The sequence below is a fragment of the Limosilactobacillus kribbianus genome (assembly GCF_026413145.1).
GTDB classification, from domain to species: Bacteria; Bacillota; Bacilli; order Lactobacillales; family Lactobacillaceae; genus Limosilactobacillus; species Limosilactobacillus kribbianus.
The window spans coordinates 1-17,500 of sequence record NZ_JAOVYZ010000002.1 but is presented as its reverse complement, the minus strand read 5'-3'; the positions used below and the strand labels follow the sequence as shown (position 1 = coordinate 17,500).

Here is a 17,500-nt window from a genome sequence, read left to right as displayed (position 1 = left end):
AAATGCAATGAGTAAAAAAACGTTTCAGGACTTTAAGCTGCCACCGTACCTGATCAAGGCGGTCCAGGCGATTAACTTCCATCAACCAACGGCCATTCAGGAACGGGTGATCCCGGATATCCTAAACGGGCAGAGCGTGGTTGGCCAATCCGCCACCGGGAGCGGGAAGACCCACGCCTTCTTGTTGCCGATCTTTGCCAAGATCGACCCGGAGAACCAGAGCGTTCAGGCGGTCATCACCACCCCGAGCCGGGAGCTGGCCTACCAGATCTACGCGGCCGCTAAGCAGTTGAACAAGTTTGCCCCCACGCCCTTGACCATTCATAACTACGTCGGCGGGACGGACAAGCAGCACCAGGTCGACCAACTGGCCCGCAAGCAGCCCCAACTAGTGATCGGGACGCCGGGCCGGGTTTTGGACCTGGTCAAGAGCCAGGCACTGGACATCCATACCGCGACGATGTTTGTGGTTGATGAGGCCGACATGACCCTCGACATGGGCTTCTTGGCCCCGGTTGATCAAATTGCCAGCAACTTCCCCGACGATTTGCAGATGATGGTCTTCTCGGCCACCATTCCGCAAAAGCTGCGGCCGTTTTTGAAGAAGTACATGGCTAATCCGTTAGTCGAAGAGATCCCGACCCAGGCGGTCATCAATCCAGACGTGGAGAACTGGCTGCTGTCGACCAAGGGTCAGGACAAGAATCAACTGATCTACCGCCTGCTGACGATGGGGGAACCCTATCTAGCGCTGGTCTTTGCTAACACCAAGGAGCGGGTGGAAGAACTGACCCACTACCTGGAGAAACAGGGGTTAAAGGTCGCCATGATTCACGGGGGCTTGGAAGCCCGGCAGCGCAAGCGCACGATGCGCCAGATCCGCAACCTGGAGTACCAGTACGTCGTGGCCACCGACCTGGCCGCCCGGGGAATCGACATCGACGGCGTTTCCCTGGTCATCAACGACGATATCCCGACCGACCTGGAATACTTCGTGCACCGGGTTGGCCGGACCGGACGCAACGGGATGTCGGGAACCGCGATTACCCTGTACGCGCCAGCCGAGGACGAATTGATCGCTAAACTGGAGGAGCGGGGGATCAAGTTCATCCCGAAGGAACTAAAACACGGTCGGCTGGTGACCACTCACGACCGGAACCGGCGGCAAAATTATCGGCGCAAGCAGGAGGCCCTGGACCCAACGATGAAGGGCTTTGTTAAGAAGACCAAGAAGACGGTCAAGCCGGGCTACAAGAAGCGGATTAAACGGGCCATCAAGGAGGACGAACAGCAAAAACGTCGTCTGGAAGTGCGGCACAAGATCCGCAAGGCCAAGCGGGCCCGTCAACGCCAACACCGGCGGGAACGAAATGGGCGTTGATTTTACCGGCGGAGTCCGCTATAATATGACTCGTTTGGGATATGCCCACTGGGATTGATTTTCAGCGACGGCCGGGATGGTGAAACGGTCGATGAGATCCCCCTGGGTGCTCCCCATTCAGACAATTTGATATTCAACTCGGCAACTGTCGAGAATAAAGAGGTAAACGAAATCCATCGTTGCAAGCAGAGTGGTACCGCGTCGTCCGGCGTCTCTGATCGCAAGGATGGATTTTGTTTTTTTGAAAGGGAGATATCATGAAGAAGCTAAAGAAGCTGAACAGTGCTCAGGTTCGGCGGATGTACTTAAAGTTCTTTGAGGAACACGGCCACAAGATCATGCCGAGTGCCTCACTGGTGCCGGTCAACGACCCAACGCTGCTCTGGATCAACTCCGGGGTGGCCACGATGAAGAAGTACTTTGACGGGAAGGTCGTTCCGGAAAACCCGCGGATGACCTCATCCCAGAAGAGTATTCGGACCAACGATATTGAAAACGTCGGCAAGACCGCTCGTCACCACACCATGTTTGAAATGCTGGGGAACTTCTCCGTTGGTGACTACTTCAAGAACGAGGTCATTCCTTGGGCCTGGGAGCTGCTGACGTCCGACAAGTGGTTTGGCTTTGACCCCGAGCGGCTCTACATCACCTACTACCCAAAGGACCACGATGCCTACAACAAGTGGCGTGAAGTCGGCGTGGCCAAGGATCACCTGATTCCGGACGAAGACAACTTCTGGGATATTGGTCAGGGTCCATCCGGCCCGGACACGGAAATCTTCTACGACCGGGGACAGGAATTCAATAACCTGGCTGACGACGATCCCGAGAACTACCCGGGTGGGGAAAACGAACGCTACCTGGAAATCTGGAACATCGTCTTCTCCCAGTTCAACCACACGCCGGAAGACACCTACGAACCATTACCGCATAAGAACATCGATACCGGGATGGGCCTGGAACGGGTGGTTTCCATCTTTGAAAACGCCCCAACCAACTTCGAGACCGACCTCTTCATGCCACTGATCAAGCAGACTGAAGGCTTCAGCGACAGCAAGCAGTACGGCCAAGATAAGGACGACGACGTTCAGTTCAAGATCATCGCCGACCACATCCGGACGATCACCTTTGCCATCGGCGACGGTGCCCTGCCTTCCAACATGGGCCGGGGTTACGTCATCCGGCGTCTGCTGCGGCGGGCCGTAGTTGCCGGCAAGAAACTGGGGATTGATAAGCCATTCCTTTACCAGATGGTTCCAACCGTTGGTAAGATCATGAAGGACTACTACCCAGAGGTTCTGAAGAACGCTGACTACATTGCTTCAGTTGTCAAGTCCGAAGAAGAACGGTTCAGCGCAACCCTGAACGGCGGACTGAACCTCTTGAACAACGTGATCGAAAAGTCCAAGCAGGACGGCACCAAGCAGATCGACGGCAAGACGGCCTTCAAGCTTTATGATACCTATGGCTTCCCAATCGAACTGACCAAGGAATACGCCAGTGACGAGGGCCTGACGGTTGATCAACAAGGCTTTGAAGCGGCGATGACCGAGCAGCAGAACCGGGCCCGCAACGCCCGTGACATGGACAACGGGATGGGGGTTCAGGCCGACCTCTGGACCGACTTCAAGGATGAGAGCAAGTACGTCGGCTACACCGACCTGGTTGTCGACAATGCCAAGGTGATCGGCCTGGCCCACGACGGCAAGCAGGCTGACAGTGCCACTGCCGGCGACAAGGACATCGAGGTCATCTTTGACACGACGCCGTTCTATGCCGAGATGGGTGGTCAGGTTGCCGACACCGGTGACATCATTGACAACTATGGCAAGACGGTCGGCCGCGTGGTGGATGTCCAGCACGCACCAAACCAGCAGAACCTGCACCGGGTTGAGCTGACGGCCCCAATCAAGAAGGGTGCCCGCTACAAGTTGGTTGTTGACCGGATGCGCCACCTCAAGATCGAAAAGAACCACACCGCCACCCACCTGCTCGACCAGGCTCTGCGGAACGTCCTGGGTGGTCACACCCAACAGGCTGGTTCCCTGGTTGAGGAACACTACCTGCGGTTCGACTTCAACCACTTCGGTCAGGTGACTGCCAAGGACCTGAAGGCGGTTGAAAAGATGGTCAACGAACAGATCTGGAAGGAAATTCCGGTCAAGACCGTTGAAACCGACATCGATTCTGCTAAGGAGATGGGTGCGATCGCCCTCTTCTCCGACAAGTATGGTGACAAGGTCCGGGTCGTTAAGATCGGCGACTTCAACACCGAATTCTGTGGTGGGGACCACGTCAAGAATACCAACGAACTGGGTCTCTTCAAGATCGTTTCCGAAGGGGGCGTTGGTGCCGGGGTTCGGCGGATCGAAGCCGTTACCTCTAGCGATGCTTACGAATTCCTTCAAGGTCGTGACGACCTGCTGAACGAGACGGCGGCTGAACTGAAGACCGCCCAAGTCAAGGAGGTTCCTCACCAGGTGGCTGCACTGCAAGCTGAACTCAAGGAAGCTCAGAAGAAGAGTGCGGCACTGGAGGCTAAGATTGCGGCCCAACAGGCTAACAACGTCTTTGAAAACGTCCAGGACACCAAGGGCGGCAGCCTGATTGCCGCCGAAGTCAAGGTCGCCGGGATGGGTCAGCTGCGGCAGCTGGCTGATACTTGGCGGGCGAAGGGCCTCTCCGACGTGCTGGTTCTTGGGACAGCCAACGACGGCAAGGCCAACCTGCTCGTGGCCGTGAGCGATGACAAGGTCAAGACCGGCTTAAAGGCTGGTGACTTGATCAAGGCGATTGCCAGTGCCATCAAAGGTGGCGGTGGCGGTCGGCCAAACCTCGCCCAGGCCGGTGGGAAGAACCCAGCCGGAATTCAGGACGCACTGAAGCTGGCGGCCGAATACCTGAATAAGTAAAGTTTAAAAGTGAGTGGAAATAACCATCAAGTGGGGCGTATGGCTAGCCTAGGGCGGGAGTCGGCGCTGAAGGCGTCGGCTTTCGTCCGTAGCTAGACACTAGCCCCACGGTTATTTCCACGTTATCTTTTCAGTTTTCACAAAAGAGGTTGGAAGAAAGTGTACTCCCAACCTCTTTTGTATATAATCGACCAAGATGAGAGCAGAACATGACCGCTTTAATTGTGCTTTAATCTTACTTATAGTAAAATATATAACTAAGAGACTAATCGGAGGTGACGATTAATGACTACTAATAATGATGAGACGATGTTCTATGACTTCGGCCAGGAACGCAAAAAGAATATCAAGGAAACCCTGAAGACGGTTTACGAATCGCTGGAGGAAAAGGGCTACAACCCAATCAACCAGATCGTGGGTTACCTGCTCTCCGGTGATCCGGCCTACATTCCGCGTCTAAACAACGCCCGGAACCTGATTCGGCAGCACGAACGAGACGAGATTATTGAGGAATTAGTTGTGTCGTACCTGAAGAATAATGGTGAGACTAAATGAGGTTAATGGGCTTAGACGTCGGTTCCAAGACGGTTGGCATTGCGGTCAGTGATCCCCTGGGGTGGACGGCTCAATCGGTTGAGATCATTCCTATTAATGAGGATGAAGAAGTCTTTGGCATTGATCGGGTCGCGGAGTTGGTTGCAAAAGAACAGGTAGGTGGCTTTGTGCTGGGCCTGCCGAAGAACATGAACAACACTGAAGGCCCCCGGGTCGATGCCGCCAAACACTACGGCGAATTGCTTCAGGAACGCTTTCCCGAGATCCCGATTGATTTTCAAGACGAACGGTTAACGACCGTCGAGGCTCACCGGATGCTCGTCGAGGAGGCCGACATCTCCCGCGCCAAGCAAAAAAAGGTGATTGATTCGGTCGCCGCAACCTTTATTCTGCAGAGCTATCTGGATCGTCATGGCCGCTTAGTTTCGAAACTGAAATAAGGATGAATTGATATGAGCAAACAACAATCTAACAACGACGAAAACTTAATTACCCTGATCGATGAGGACGGGAATGAACAGCTCTTCAAGGAACTGTTTACCTTTGACTCTGATGATTACGGCAAGTCCTACATCTTCATTTATCCCGCCGAGCAGGAAAATGACGATTCCGTTGATATTCAGGCCTATATTGTGACCGATAACGCGGATGGCGACGGGCAGGACCTGGTGCCAATCGAGGATGACAAGGAATGGGACATGGTCGAACAAGTCTTAAACACTTTCCTCGATGATGATGGCAATTTTAATGCTTAATACGGGGGTAATTGGGAAGCGGTAGCCGGCTGGTTATCACTTCCCTTTTCTATCGTTTAAAGCGGGGGAACAATGATACTTACTACCTTTATAATCCTGGTTTTGATTGGCTGCTTTATTAACGGACGGCGCCGGGGCCTGTTGATGATGGCCTTGTACGCCGGCACCTACCTGGTCAGTTGGCTGGTGGCCCGCTGGGGGGCAACGGCTTTAGGAACCGGCTTGGGCCATCTCCTGCCGGACGTTAGTCAGAGTGCCACCTATTCGAACGCAATCCTCAAGACCGTTAACAACAACGATTTCTTTTACCGGGGGATTGCCTTCATGATCATTTTTACCCTGGTGGCCTGGCTTTGTCACTGGGCGATCGGGAAGCTACGCTGGATCAAGCGCTTACCGGTAATCGGAACTTTCGATGCGCTAGCGGGAGGCTTGCTTTCACTGGCGATCGGTTACATCATTTTATACGTTGCCCTGGTAATCCTTCAGCTCTGGCCGGCTGGTTGGTGGCAATTGCAGCTTGCCAACTCGGGCCTGGCCCAGTTTATGATCAATCAAACCCCGGGTCTAGCGCAGATTGTATTAGATACGTTGAAATAATAGAGGAAGAAATCAAGAATGAATCATAAAATTACACAGACATTGGAATTTGACCGCATCAAGGGGATGCTGGCCACACGCCTGGTGTCGGCTGCGGGACACCACGAGCTGGAAAAAATGGCACCGCAGAGTGATTTTGACCGGGTCCAGCGCTACCTGACGGAAACGACCGATGGCGCTGATATTTTACGTTTAGAGGGGGGAATCCCAATCCCTAAGCTGGCGGACATTCAGCCCCAGATGAAACGACTTAAGATCGGTGCCAACCTGAACGGAACCGAATTGGCCCAGGTCACTAAAGTTCTGCAGACCAGCATGAGCGTTCGCAACTTCTTTGAACAAATGCGGGAGAAGAAGATCAAGCTGCGCGTTCTCGACCAGCTGGTGGACCGACTGGTGACGATCCCGTCGATTACCCAGCGCCTGGTCCGGTCGGTAGATCCGGATGGCCGGCTCAACGACGAAGCTTCGACCAAATTACATGGAATTCGGCAGCTGATCGTGAAGACGGAAAATGACATTCACCAACAGATGGAGCACTACACCCGTGGCAAGGGTGCTAAATACCTGAGCGAGCCGGTCATCACGATCAGAAACGACCGCTACGTTGTTCCCGCCCTGGCCCGCTACCGCAACAAGCTCGGTGGGGTGGTCCACGACCAGAGTGCCAGTGGGCAGACCCTCTACATCGAGCCGGCCGGGGTGGTCGAGTTCAACAACCGTCTTCGTCAAGCCCAGATTGAAGAGCAGCAGGAGATACGGCGGATCCTGGCAGAACTGTCGGCCCTGATCGCACCCTACCGCCACGATATTCAAAACAACGAGCGGGTCCTTGGTCAGCTAGACTTCATCAATGCCAAGGCCGCCTTGGCCCACGACATGAAGGCCAGCCTGCCGCTTTTAAGCCGGGAGAACCATGTTAATCTTCGTCACGCCCGCCACCCTTTGATTGATCCCAAGAAGGTTGTCGACAATGACATTAAAATTGGGGAAGATTACCAGGCGATCGTGATCACCGGGCCGAACACCGGTGGGAAGACGATTACCTTAAAGACCCTGGGCCTGATCCAACTGATGGGCCAATCCGGGCTCTTCATTCCTGCCGAAGAGGGGAGCACGATCGGCGTCTTCGACAACATCTTCGCCGACATCGGGGATGAACAATCGCTGGAGCAGAACCTCAGCACCTTCTCTGGTCACATGGACAACGTCAAGGCCATTCTGGACCAAATTACCGCTCGCTCCCTGGTATTGCTCGATGAATTAGGAGCCGGGACCGACCCGAAGGAAGGGGCCGCGTTAGCGATGGCCATTCTGGACAACATTGGCAGCAAGGGCAGTATGGTAGTCATCACCACCCACTACCCAGAGTTAAAGGTTTACGGCTATGATCGGGCCAAGACAATTAACGCCAGCATGGAATTCGATGCCAAGACCCTGCGGCCAACTTACCGGCTTCTGCTCGGCATCCCCGGGCGGTCTAACGGGTTGGAGATTGCCCAGCGGCTCGGCATTGACACGAGCATCATCGACGAGGCCCGCTCGCTGGTCAGCGACGATAGCCAGGACCTTAACCAGATGATCGGTGACCTGGTCGAGCAGCGTAAGCAGGCCCGCGAGGAGAATGAGCGGCTGACCAAGCTGGTCGCTGCCAATGAAAAGACCCAGCACGACTTAGATGAGCGGCTGAGTCGCTTCAACGAGCAGCGGGACAAGCTCTTTGACCAGGCCCGCTCCCAGGCTAATCACCAGGTTTCGCTGGCCAAGCGCAAAGCCAACAGCATCATCCACCACCTGCGTCAGCTGGAGGTTCAGCAGGGCGCTAACGTTAAGGAGAACCAGCTGATCGATGCCCAGGGGGCGTTGAATGCCCTCCATCAGGACGATCCGCGCTTGAAGAACAACACCGTTCTTAAGCGAGCCAAGGCGCGTCACGACCTGCATCCGGGCGACGCGGTCCTGGTCAAGTCCTATGGCCAGTACGGTGAGCTCATGTCCAAGCGGGGCAACCACAAGTGGGAGGTTCAGATCGGAATCCTTAAGATGGAAATCGACGAGCGGGACCTTGAGAAGGTCGCTAAAAAGGACCTGCCAAAGGAAAAGACGACTCAGCGAGCTCGCAGTGCGGTTCATACCACCCAGACCCGCAAGACCTCGGCCCGGCTGGATCTGCGGGGTCACCGCTACGAGCAGGCGATGAGCGAGCTGAGCGACTTCATCGACCACGCCCTCTTGAATAACCTTTCCTCGGTCACGATCATCCACGGGAAGGGAACCGGGGCCCTGCGGAAGGGAACCCAGCAGTATCTGCAGAGTAACCCGCGGGTCAAGTCCTTTGGCTATGCGGCACCGAATAATGGTGGCGATGGGGCGACGATCGTCAATTTATAATTTCTAACAAAAAGTAAGCAAGACTCGTGACAAGGATGATTTCCTTTGCTAGAATAATGTTAATTAATCTAAAGGAGGAAAGTACGATGGCAGTAAACGTAACAACTGACCAGAGCTTTGAACAAGACACCGCTAAGGGCGTGGCTTTAATTGACTTTTGGGCAACCTGGTGTGGCCCGTGTCGGATGCAGTCCCCAGTAGTGGAGGCCCTGTCTGATGAAATGGCTGATGTTCACTTCTTCAAGCTGGACGTGGATCAAAACCCGGCGACGGCCCAGCAGTTCCGAATCATGAGCATTCCAACGATGATGATCAAGAAGGACGGCCAGGTGGTCGACCAGATCGTGGGTTACCATTCTAAGGAACAGCTCCAACAGATCCTGCAACAATACACGGCCTAAAGAAAAAGCATTGGTAAATTAGATTTGCCAATGCTTTTTTACTTTTTAGTGTTTTTCTTTTTCTTCAAGTGCGGCCGCTTCTTCTTCTGGTCAGTTTCTTTTTGGCCCGGTGTGGCTACCTGAATAAAGGTGACCAGCTCGCTTCGCTCATTGTCGGCATCCGTCGTTGGATCATTTTGCACCATGATGTCAACACTGTCATGGTGCCGGTCGTTGATTCGTGCCTCGGCGACCGTTCCCAGCTGAAATTCGATTTGCTGGGCTAAGAAGCCGCACTCCAAGCCAAAGGAGGTTTGCTCCTTATCGCGCTGGATCCGTTCGTTGACGATCGGGCCCGCCAGCCGCCACACCTGACTGACCTTATCGTGACGCTGCAGGGTCAGGTCGCCCAGCCCCAACTGGTGAGTCAAAACGACCAGGTCCTCATGCGTTGCCACCGGGTATTGACGGGCGAGGTCCTTGCCAATCCAGTAGAGCATGTCGTCGGTCTCCTTACCGAGAATGGCTGGCAAAATGACGTCGCGAAGGGTCCCATTAACCAGGCCCTGGTGACTGTGCAACAATTGATCATAGCGTTCTTGACTCATTGTATTTAATCGCTCCTCTTTGTAACAATCATTCTTATTATACTTAAAATTGCCAAATATAATAGTAAAAGTTTCTTAAAACTTGCAAATTTTGCCGACGAAAACGATAATATAGTTTCAGGTATTTTTCTACGGAAAACAAAGTTAAAATTTTATGAGGTGAATGACATGGATAATCGTCCGATTGGTTTAATGGATTCTGGACTTGGGGGCCTTTCGGTAATGCGGGTGCTTCACAAGCAGCTGCCCACGGAATCACTGATCTTCATCGGCGACCAGGGTCACTTTCCCTACGGCACGAAGAGTCAGGAAGAATTGCAGCGCCTGGTGATGAACATCGGCGACTTTCTCCTGGCCCACGACGTCAAGATGATGATCGTGGCCTGCAATACAGCCACGGCGGCCGCCCTACCACTCTTGCAGGAAAAGCTGCCGATTCCGGTAATCGGGGTAATTGAACCAGGCGCCCGGGCGGCAGTAGCCCATCATCCCCAAACCGTGGGGGTAATCGGCACCGAGTCAACGATCAAGAAGGGGGCCTATGACCAAACCCTCCACCGTTTGGACAACCAACTGACGGTCTACAGCCATGCTGCTCAACCGCTTGTCTCGATCGTCGAACACGGTCAGACGGGGACCCCGGCGGCCCAGGCGGCGGTTGACCGCGAGCTGACCTATTTTGACAACCACCCGGTTCAGACCTTGATTCTGGGCTGCACCCACTTCCCGTTTTTGGCACCAGAGATCCAGCAGAAGATGGGGCCGGATGTCTTGCTGATTGATCCGGCCTTTGAGACCATCAAGCAGGCGGCCGCCACGCTGACCAAGCAGAATTTGCTGGCTGACCAGGAGACGGGCACGATCAAGCTCTATACCACCGGTGACCGGGCCGACCTGGTCGCTGGGGCCCAGCAGTGGCTGGCGGGTCAGTTCGATAGTTGTGAGCACACAGATTTATAAGACGAAGGGATGATAGGATGACCACCTTAGTAATTGCCACCAAGAATGCCGGCAAGGCGCGCGAATACCAGAAAATGCTGGCCCCGCACGGAATTGAAGTCAAGACGCTCGCGGATTTTCCGCCGATTTCAATTAATGAGAACGGTCAGAGCTTTGAGGAAAATGCGACCATTAAGGCCCAGACGGTGATGGAAGCCCTGAACCTGCCCGTGATGGCTGACGATTCCGGCCTGGTCGTCGATGCCTTAAATGGCGAACCGGGGATTCACTCGGCCCGTTACGCCGGTGACCACGACGATGCCGCTAACAATGCCAAGCTCCTGGCCGCCCTAAAGGATGTTCCGTATGAGGAGCGGACGGCCCATTTCCACACGACGATTGTGGCCCTCAAGCCGGACGGCACCAAGCTGATTGCCAACGGTCGGGTGGATGGTCAAATCCTGCGGGAGCGCCGCGGGGAGAATGGTTTTGGCTACGATCCGCTCTTCTACCTTCCGGCTTATAAGAAGACGATGGCCCAGCTGACAGCGGATCAGAAGAACGCGGTCAGCCACCGTGGCCGGGCGCTGCGCGAATTCATGCAGGACTTTCCGGAATGGTGGCGAGCATAGTGAAGGTTTTAATCATCAGTGACAATCACCGGGAAGAAAATATCTTGACGCAAGTCGGTCAGCGCTGGATTGGCCAGGTCGATCTGATGATCCACTGCGGCGACTCGGAGTTGGCACCCACCCAGCCATCCATGAAGCAGTTTGACCTGGCAGTGGCGGGCAACAACGACTGGGGCCTGGATTATCCGAATGACGGTCTGCTGACGGCAGATGGAGTGCGAATCTTTGCCACCCACGGTCATCGCTACGGGGTTAACTCCTCTTTGACACGCTTGATGCTTAAAGGTGAAGAGGAGCGGGCGGATATCGTCTGTTACGGTCACACCCATCAGTTGGCGGTGACCAGCGAGAAGGGGATGTTGATGATCAATCCTGGCAGTATTTCTCTGCCGCGAGGACAATTTGCCCGTCTCGGTGGCACCTTCGCCGTGGTGGATGCGCAGCCAACTAAGTTTGTCGTGGACTATTACGATCGCCAGTCGCAGCCGGTCGAGCAGCTGCACTTTGAATTCAAGAGATAAGCAAAAGACGAGCTCCGTAATTGGGGCTCGTTTTTTGCATGCTATCGCAAAGTAATTTAGAAAGATTTAATTAGCGATTGTCTCTCAAAAGATGTTCGATCGTCTTGAGAACGCCGTCGTGGTTGTTGTCAAGCGTGGTGACGTGGGCCGCTTGAAGCTTGATCACCGGGTTGGCATTTTGCATGGCATAACTCTGAGCAGTCATTGCTAGCATGCCGAGGTCATTTTCGTTATCGCCAAAGGTAACGATCTCGTCATCACTGAGGCCGAAGCGGTCCTGGAGGCGGGCGAGGGCATTGCGTTTGGTCGCCTTGGCATTGCCAATCTGGTCGGTATTAAAGCCGGAATTTTCGACAATCAGCGATGGCGGCAGATAGCCGTCCATGATCGCGGCTACCTTGTTGAGGTCGATGTGGGGCGCAAAGTTCACCGAAATCTTGGTAAACTGCTCATCCGGAAATTGGCTGAAGACCTGGCGGATGTCAGGCACCCGGGTGACGTCCTCGTAGAAGATTTTGATGACGTTGAAATTGTGCTCGTCCATTTTTTGGTCGACGTAGGACTTCGTCGGCCCCGAGACCACCAACTGATTGATGTCTGCGGGCCCGTAGAAACGGTCTAAAATGTGCATAACCCGGCGAAGGGCTGTCACTTGGATGGGGTAAGCCTGGACAAATTCGTGGCCCCGGTGGATGACGGAACCGTTTTGGGAGATGAAGTCCATCGAATCGACGTAGGGAGCAAACTCGCGGGCCAGGCGCGGGAAACTGGAGCCACTGGCCGCCACAAAGCGGATTCCGCGGCGCTGCAGCTGACGAAAGATACGCTTGAAGAGGTGGTGGTTGTAGGAATGATCGTCGCGTAAAAAGGTGCCATCCATGTCGGTGGCGATTAGTTTAATGCTCATGGTGATTGGTTCCCTCCCAGGATAGTGGAATGTTTTTGGCGTGCAGGGCCTGCAGGTAGGCGGCCAGGAACTGGCTGCTCAGGCGCGACTGACTGCCGTTGGCGACGGTAATCGTCACTCGAAAGACTAGCTGGCTGCCGACCGTGACCGGGCCGACGATGACCGGATCTTCCCGCAACTCTGGCGTCTTGGCGATCAGCTGGCGATTGACCTCCTCGACGACGGCGCGAACTTCTGATAAGACCGCGTTGGGTGCAATGTGGATGTCGACATTAGCCACCATGTTATTGCGCGAAAAGTTGCGGACAACGGTGATATTGCGGTTGGGGATGTAGTTGAGGGTCCCGTCGGCGCTGGTGATCTGGGTTGTTCGGATTCCCAGTGCAGTGACGGTCCCCTTGATCTGGTTGACCTCGACCACGTCCCCGACGTCCAGCTGCTGCTCCAAGAGGATGAAGAAGCCGTTGACCACGTCGCTGACGAAGCCCTGGGCCCCCAGCCCGAGGGCGATGCTGAAGATTCCGGCCCCAGCGATCAGGGTCCCCACCGGAACGCCAATTTCCGAAAGCAAGGCGTAGAGGAAGAAGAAGTAGCAGGTGTAACGATAGATATTTAAGGTCAAGGCGCGGATCGTGGCGACCCGATTGCTGCCCTTTAAGAACTTATACTTATTTGATTCCTGAAACAGGTGGTTGATAATTAGCCGCCCTAGCCACAGGATGAGAACGAAGAGCAGGGCGGTGATGATGATCAGCAGCAGCTTGTTTAAGAACTGCTGGAGGATTTGATGCCAGGAAAGGTCGGTGAAGGCCCGGCGCACCTGTTCAATTTGCTTGTTGAGTTGGGCATTGCTTGCCGCGATGACCATGGGGATGCCTCCTTGATTGAATGCTGAATTAATTGTAACCACGAACACCGGAAATTGTCGATAGGTCAATTGTTGTTTTTACCCAATCTGTGCTATCCTTGTTCTGAGTATAGATAAAATTAACCGTTAAAAGGAGGGAATCTTGATGACTTATGGACAATTAGCGGGCCTGATCGCGGCAATTGCCTTTTTGATTCTCGTTGTTTTTGCCTGCGTCGTACTGAATCAAGTAACCAAAACAATGAAGGAAACCAACAAGAGCATTACGACCCTGACCCGTGACGTGGATAACCTCAGCAAGGAAGTCGAGGACGTGCTTAGCAATACCAATGCACTCCTGACCGATATTAATAAGAAGTCCAGCCAGCTCGATCCGGCCGTCAAGGCGGTCGCCGACGTCAGCCAGAGCGTGATCGACATTAATGACCACGTTCATGAACTGACGGCCAAGGTTAGTGTCGGGCGCGAAAAGAGTCAGTTCGGTCTGGGACTATTGAAGACCGCCGGCAAGGCCGCGGTGGTAAATTCTTTTAGCAAGCTTAGAAAACGGCGCGCGGCAAGGAAAGGGGCAAATGATTATGAGTAAAAAGTTGTTTTTCGGTGCACTGTTAGGAAGCGCAATGACGGGGGCGGCTTGGCTGTCACTGCCTGATAAGAAGAAGAAAGACTTAAAGACGCAGCTTCGCCAACGGACCGGTGCAGTTATGGACGCTGCGACCGACTACGCTTTGGATGCTTTAGACATTGTCGATGCCAAGCTGGCGGAGAGCGAAATGGATGATAAGTTTAACCGCTTTACCGACGGGGCTAAGAAGGTCAAGAAGGCCGCTACGGAAAAGGCCGGTCAGGTTGCCGATCACCTGACCAACGACGATTTTGATGAGCAAACCGCCGACATCCGGGCTGAATTGGCCGCTGCCAATCACCCGGATGACAACGATGACCCGGTGGTGGATGACGATATCGTCATTGATACTACTACGGACGATGACTCCGAAGATCAGCATTCGGACGAAAAATAAACTAACTCAAATAAGACGAAAAATGGCAAAATTGCGTTCAACGCAATTTTGCCATTTTTTTTGGCTGAAAACGTTTGCCATTTGACCCACGATCTGCTATATTAGTTAAGTTATGAAAACCAATGAAAACGGTCAATACCAATAATGAAAGGGCTATCTTTATGGAAAAACAATCAGTAACAATTTACACCGTTGCGCGTGAAGCACGGGTCTCGATGGCAACTGTTTCCCGGGTTGTAAATGGGAACCCGAACGTCAAGCCGGCAACGCGACAGAAGGTCTTAGACGTGATTAAGCGTCTCAACTACCGTCCAAACGCGGTGGCGCGGGGCCTCGCCTCCAAGAAAACAACTACGGTCGGCGTAATCATTCCTCGGGTTACCAACCCTTACTTTGCCGATCTGGCGCTGGGAATCGATGATATCGCTACGATGTACAAGTACAACATCATTTTGACGAACTCGGACAACGAGGATGACCGCATCTTAACGGTAGTCCGTAACCTGCTGGCCAAGCAGGTCGATGGGGTCATTTTCATGGGTTACAACCTGCCGGATGCAGTTAAGGACGAGCTGAAGGGGAGCAACACTCCAGTTGTCGTTGCCGGTTCCGTCGTTGAGGATCCCGAGATTGCTACGGTCCGGATCGATTATGAGGAAGCAGCTAAGGAAGCCACGGCTAAGTTGCTGGAGAGCGTCCATGACCATGTTGCTTTCGTTACCGGTCCCCTGGAGTACGCCATCAACGGGACCACTCGTCTGGCCGGTTACCGGGCGGCATTAAAGGCTGCCGGAGTGGACTATGACGAGTCACTGGTTTTTGAAACCGATGGCAGCTACCAAGCCAGCTACGACAAGGCCAAGACGCTGCTCGACAAGGATGTGAAGGCGGCCTATGTCAGTGACGATACTCTGGCGGTCGGCCTGTTGAACGCTCTGACCGACGCCGGGGTCAAGGTGCCGGATGACTTTGCAATTATCTCGTCCAACGACACGACCTATACCAAGATTGCCCGGCCAACGATTTCGTCCATTACCCAGCCCCTCTACGACCTCGGTGCCGTGGCGATGCGGCTGCTGACCAAGCTGATGGACGGTGAAGAGGCCGCTCCTGAGGAAAAGGACGTTATCTTAGAGCACGGTTTTGCCCAGCGTCAATCCACGAAGCAGTAATAAGATGACTACACGCAGTGAATTGCGGGCTCAGCAGCGGGCAGCGGAAGAAGAAACTGCTCCAGAGAAGGAGGAAAAGGCGGTGACTGCGCCTAAGCGCCACCACCACTTCTTCAACTTTTGGGGCACCATTTTGCTAGTGCTTTTCCTCCTCAGCCTGATTGTTAACGCTACCTTCCTGAACCGCAGCTTTGTCCTTCATGAAATCAAGGGCTCGGTGGTGGAGACAACCATCACCGACCAGGTCAACGCCGGCCTAGAGCAATACGGAATTTCCGGTTCGGTACTGACGGATAAGGAAACCGACCAATTGCTCACCCAGGCGGTCAATCAAGTTTATGCCGGTAAGAAAATCAGCTTGGATCTGTCGAGAGTCACGGCCAAAGTTGGCTCCAGCGTCGATAGTGAGCTGTCCCAGTATGGCCTGGCGGGTGTTGGCAGTACGGCCACGGCCGCGATCAGTCAAAACGTGAACGCGGCGGTTAACTCCCAGGTTAACAACTCAACGGTGGCCAGCTTTACCCGGGGCGTTCAGGTGGCCCGGGCGGTGACCAACGCAATCATGATTGGTTCGGGACTGCTCCTGGTGGCCCTGATTATCATTGCCCTTTTGCGTCGCCACCTGCTCGAGAGTTTGAGCCACATTTGTATTGGAGCCGCGATTATTGACGGACTGGTGGTTTTGCTAGTTGCCAAACTGGGGCCGCAATTGGCCGCCGATTCGCCAGATTACGTTTCTTTTGTGGCCCAGCTGGCGACGGACTTTAGTCACCGGGCCCTGGGGATGGTTAGCTTGGTTCTGATTGTCGGGCTCGGTCTCTTGGCAATCCGAATTGTCAAGTGGGGCTGGGGAAGTCGGCATTGACCTTGAATTAATCCCCAAACTTTGCTAAACTTTATCTGTTTATCACATTAATTAAGAAAAGAGGAGTCAGTAATGTCAGGACATTCAAAATGGCATAACATTCAAGGGCGGAAGAACGCCCAGGATGCTAAGCGTGGTAAGATTTTCCAAAAGATCTCACGTGATTTGTACCAAGCAGCTAAAGCAGGTGATCCTGATCCAGCGAACAACGCCCAATTACGGTTGGTAATTGACAAGGCGCACGCAGCGAACATGCCAAAGAAGAACATCGACCGTGCCATTGCTAAGGCTTCTGGTGCTGGCGGTGCCAAGTTCGAAGAAGTTACCTACGAAGGTTACGCACCAGGTGGTGTGGCCGTGATGGTCATGGCCCTGACTGATAACAAGAACCGGACCGCTTCTGCCGTTCGTTCTGCCTTCAGTCACTCCGGTGGTTCCCTGGGTGCCAGTGGTTCCGTTTCCTACATGTTTGACCGCAAGGGTCTGATCGAAATCCTGCGTGACGGTCTCGACAAGAGCGAAGACGACATGCTGATGGACGCGCTGGATGCCGGTGCTGATGATATGCAGGCTACCGACGAAAAGTTCCAGATTTTCACCGACCCAAGCAGCATGACGAGCGTTCGTGATGCACTGCAGGACAAGGGCTACGAACTGGACACGGCTGAAGTTACCATGATCCCACAAAACCGGACCGCGGTTCCAGCCGATAAGGCTAAGCAGTACCGTCACCTGATCGACGAATTGACTGCCAACGATGATGTTGCCGACATCTACGAAACCGGGATTCTGCCCGACGACGCTGATGACGACGAAGAATAATTGACTAAGAAAGTCACCGAGAAAAATTCTCGGTGACTTTTTTAGTTGGCAGATTGTAAAATTTAAGTTGAACATTTAAGTGGACAGAAAAACCCATCAAGGTCTTTAATGGTGTTACCGTACAATCCATTAGAAAGAAGGACCTTGATGAGCACCACTATTTTATCATT

General features: G+C 53.8%; 19 protein-coding genes. 16 read left to right on the top strand and 3 right to left on the bottom strand.

Features of this window, described 5'->3' with window-relative positions:
• Positions 1-7 precede the first annotated feature (7 nt).
• The 8 genes from OCT58_RS00765 to trxA all read left to right on the top strand — a co-directional run bounded on the left by OCT58_RS00765 (position 8) and on the right by trxA (position 8,995).
• Complete coding sequence (locus OCT58_RS00765) at positions 8-1,381, top strand: DEAD/DEAH box helicase (RefSeq protein WP_267200912.1); 1,374 nt, start codon at positions 8-10, stop codon at positions 1,379-1,381.
• 257 nt (positions 1,382-1,638) lie between these two features.
• Positions 1,639-4,293: an alanine--tRNA ligase gene (gene alaS, locus OCT58_RS00760; RefSeq protein ID WP_267200911.1), complete on the top strand. Its 2,655-nt coding sequence runs from the start codon at positions 1,639-1,641 to the stop codon at positions 4,291-4,293.
• A 285-nt stretch (positions 4,294-4,578) separates the two neighbouring features.
• Positions 4,579-4,848 (top strand): IreB family regulatory phosphoprotein, encoded by a 270-nt coding sequence (locus OCT58_RS00755; protein WP_267200910.1) that lies wholly within the window; start codon positions 4,579-4,581, stop codon positions 4,846-4,848.
• On the top strand, positions 4,845-5,288 hold the full coding sequence (gene ruvX, locus OCT58_RS00750) for a Holliday junction resolvase RuvX (protein ID WP_267200909.1): 444 nt from the start codon (positions 4,845-4,847) through the stop codon (positions 5,286-5,288). Before OCT58_RS00755 ends, ruvX begins: the two co-directional genes overlap by 4 nt.
• A 12-nt stretch (positions 5,289-5,300) precedes the next feature.
• The gene (locus OCT58_RS00745; protein ID WP_267200908.1) at positions 5,301-5,603 is read left to right on the top strand and encodes a DUF1292 domain-containing protein; all 303 of its coding nucleotides are present in this window, start codon (positions 5,301-5,303) and stop codon (positions 5,601-5,603) included.
• 72 nt (positions 5,604-5,675) lie between these two features.
• Positions 5,676-6,203 carry a CvpA family protein gene (locus OCT58_RS00740; protein WP_267200907.1) on the top strand — a complete coding sequence of 176 codons (528 nt, stop codon included), beginning with the start codon at positions 5,676-5,678 and terminating at the stop codon, positions 6,201-6,203.
• An 18-nt stretch (positions 6,204-6,221) separates the two neighbouring features.
• Positions 6,222-8,594 (top strand): endonuclease MutS2, encoded by a 2,373-nt coding sequence (locus tag OCT58_RS00735; protein ID WP_267200906.1) that lies wholly within the window; start codon positions 6,222-6,224, stop codon positions 8,592-8,594.
• An 86-nt stretch (positions 8,595-8,680) separates the two neighbouring features.
• Positions 8,681-8,995: a thioredoxin gene (trxA, locus tag OCT58_RS00730; protein WP_267200905.1), complete on the top strand. Its 315-nt coding sequence runs from the start codon at positions 8,681-8,683 to the stop codon at positions 8,993-8,995.
• Between the two features lie 38 nt (positions 8,996-9,033).
• Here trxA and OCT58_RS00725 read toward each other — a convergent pair whose 3' ends face one another.
• Positions 9,034-9,582 (bottom strand): YslB family protein, encoded by a 549-nt coding sequence (locus OCT58_RS00725; protein ID WP_267200904.1) that lies wholly within the window; start codon positions 9,580-9,582, stop codon positions 9,034-9,036.
• Between the two features lie 168 nt (positions 9,583-9,750).
• Here OCT58_RS00725 and murI point away from each other — a divergent pair, with 168 nt between their 5' ends.
• Genes murI through OCT58_RS00710 form a run of 3 tightly spaced genes read left to right on the top strand, consistent with a single transcriptional unit; the run spans position 9,751 to position 11,674 of the window.
• Entirely contained in the window at positions 9,751-10,542 is a 792-nt protein-coding gene (murI, locus tag OCT58_RS00720; protein ID WP_267200903.1) for a glutamate racemase, read from the top strand.
• 17 nt (positions 10,543-10,559) lie between these two features.
• A complete protein-coding gene (locus OCT58_RS00715; protein WP_267200902.1) occupies positions 10,560-11,153 on the top strand; it encodes an XTP/dITP diphosphatase in 594 nt (197 codons plus the stop codon).
• Positions 11,153-11,674, top strand: a complete 522-nt coding sequence (locus tag OCT58_RS00710) for a metallophosphoesterase (protein ID WP_267200901.1) — start codon at positions 11,153-11,155, stop codon at positions 11,672-11,674. The genes OCT58_RS00715 and OCT58_RS00710 overlap by 1 nt, the downstream gene beginning before the upstream one ends.
• 70 nt (positions 11,675-11,744) lie before the next feature.
• Here the strand turns inward: OCT58_RS00710 and OCT58_RS00705 are convergent, their stop codons facing one another.
• Positions 11,745-12,581: an HAD-IIB family hydrolase gene (locus OCT58_RS00705; protein WP_267200900.1), complete on the bottom strand. Its 837-nt coding sequence runs from the start codon at positions 12,579-12,581 to the stop codon at positions 11,745-11,747.
• Complete coding sequence (locus OCT58_RS00700; protein WP_267200899.1) at positions 12,571-13,449, bottom strand: mechanosensitive ion channel family protein; 879 nt, start codon at positions 13,447-13,449, stop codon at positions 12,571-12,573. The genes OCT58_RS00705 and OCT58_RS00700 overlap by 11 nt, the downstream gene beginning before the upstream one ends.
• Before the next feature lie 145 nt (positions 13,450-13,594).
• Between OCT58_RS00700 and OCT58_RS00695 the strand changes: the two genes are divergently transcribed.
• From OCT58_RS00695 to OCT58_RS00675, 5 genes are all read left to right on the top strand, one after another.
• A complete protein-coding gene (locus OCT58_RS00695; protein ID WP_267200898.1) occupies positions 13,595-14,035 on the top strand; it encodes a DUF948 domain-containing protein in 441 nt (146 codons plus the stop codon).
• Complete coding sequence (locus OCT58_RS00690; RefSeq protein ID WP_267200897.1) at positions 14,028-14,471, top strand: hypothetical protein; 444 nt, start codon at positions 14,028-14,030, stop codon at positions 14,469-14,471. The genes OCT58_RS00695 and OCT58_RS00690 overlap by 8 nt, the downstream gene beginning before the upstream one ends.
• A 161-nt stretch (positions 14,472-14,632) precedes the next feature.
• Positions 14,633-15,643, top strand: coding sequence for a catabolite control protein A (ccpA, locus tag OCT58_RS00685; RefSeq protein ID WP_267200896.1), 1,011 nt, complete (start codon positions 14,633-14,635; stop codon positions 15,641-15,643).
• Positions 15,644-15,647: 4 nt separating this feature from the next.
• Positions 15,648-16,508 carry a hypothetical protein gene (locus OCT58_RS00680; protein WP_267200895.1) on the top strand — a complete coding sequence of 287 codons (861 nt, stop codon included), beginning with the start codon at positions 15,648-15,650 and terminating at the stop codon, positions 16,506-16,508.
• A 72-nt stretch (positions 16,509-16,580) separates the two neighbouring features.
• Positions 16,581-17,330: a YebC/PmpR family DNA-binding transcriptional regulator gene (locus tag OCT58_RS00675; protein ID WP_267200894.1), complete on the top strand. Its 750-nt coding sequence runs from the start codon at positions 16,581-16,583 to the stop codon at positions 17,328-17,330.
• The last annotated feature ends 170 nt before the right edge of the window (positions 17,331-17,500 follow it).

Coding starts and splice junctions, on each gene's coding strand:
- murI (WP_267200903.1), top strand. CDS start 9,751: ATGGATAATCGTCCGATTGGTTTAATGGATTCTGGACTTGGGGGCCTT.
- OCT58_RS00705 (WP_267200900.1), bottom strand. CDS start 12,581: ATGAGCATTAAACTAATCGCCACCGACATGGATGGCACCTTTTTACGC.
- ccpA (WP_267200896.1), top strand. CDS start 14,633: ATGGAAAAACAATCAGTAACAATTTACACCGTTGCGCGTGAAGCACGG.
- OCT58_RS00690 (WP_267200897.1), top strand. CDS start 14,028: ATGAGTAAAAAGTTGTTTTTCGGTGCACTGTTAGGAAGCGCAATGACG.
- trxA (WP_267200905.1), top strand. CDS start 8,681: ATGGCAGTAAACGTAACAACTGACCAGAGCTTTGAACAAGACACCGCT.
- alaS (WP_267200911.1), top strand. CDS start 1,639: ATGAAGAAGCTAAAGAAGCTGAACAGTGCTCAGGTTCGGCGGATGTAC.
- OCT58_RS00740 (WP_267200907.1), top strand. CDS start 5,676: ATGATACTTACTACCTTTATAATCCTGGTTTTGATTGGCTGCTTTATT.
- OCT58_RS00715 (WP_267200902.1), top strand. CDS start 10,560: ATGACCACCTTAGTAATTGCCACCAAGAATGCCGGCAAGGCGCGCGAA.
- ruvX (WP_267200909.1), top strand. CDS start 4,845: ATGAGGTTAATGGGCTTAGACGTCGGTTCCAAGACGGTTGGCATTGCG.
- OCT58_RS00700 (WP_267200899.1), bottom strand. CDS start 13,449: ATGGTCATCGCGGCAAGCAATGCCCAACTCAACAAGCAAATTGAACAG.
- OCT58_RS00765 (WP_267200912.1), top strand. CDS start 8: ATGAGTAAAAAAACGTTTCAGGACTTTAAGCTGCCACCGTACCTGATC.
- OCT58_RS00675 (WP_267200894.1), top strand. CDS start 16,581: ATGTCAGGACATTCAAAATGGCATAACATTCAAGGGCGGAAGAACGCC.
- OCT58_RS00680 (WP_267200895.1), top strand. CDS start 15,648: ATGACTACACGCAGTGAATTGCGGGCTCAGCAGCGGGCAGCGGAAGAA.
- OCT58_RS00745 (WP_267200908.1), top strand. CDS start 5,301: ATGAGCAAACAACAATCTAACAACGACGAAAACTTAATTACCCTGATC.
- OCT58_RS00735 (WP_267200906.1), top strand. CDS start 6,222: ATGAATCATAAAATTACACAGACATTGGAATTTGACCGCATCAAGGGG.
- OCT58_RS00755 (WP_267200910.1), top strand. CDS start 4,579: ATGACTACTAATAATGATGAGACGATGTTCTATGACTTCGGCCAGGAA.
- OCT58_RS00695 (WP_267200898.1), top strand. CDS start 13,595: ATGACTTATGGACAATTAGCGGGCCTGATCGCGGCAATTGCCTTTTTG.
- OCT58_RS00725 (WP_267200904.1), bottom strand. CDS start 9,582: ATGAGTCAAGAACGCTATGATCAATTGTTGCACAGTCACCAGGGCCTG.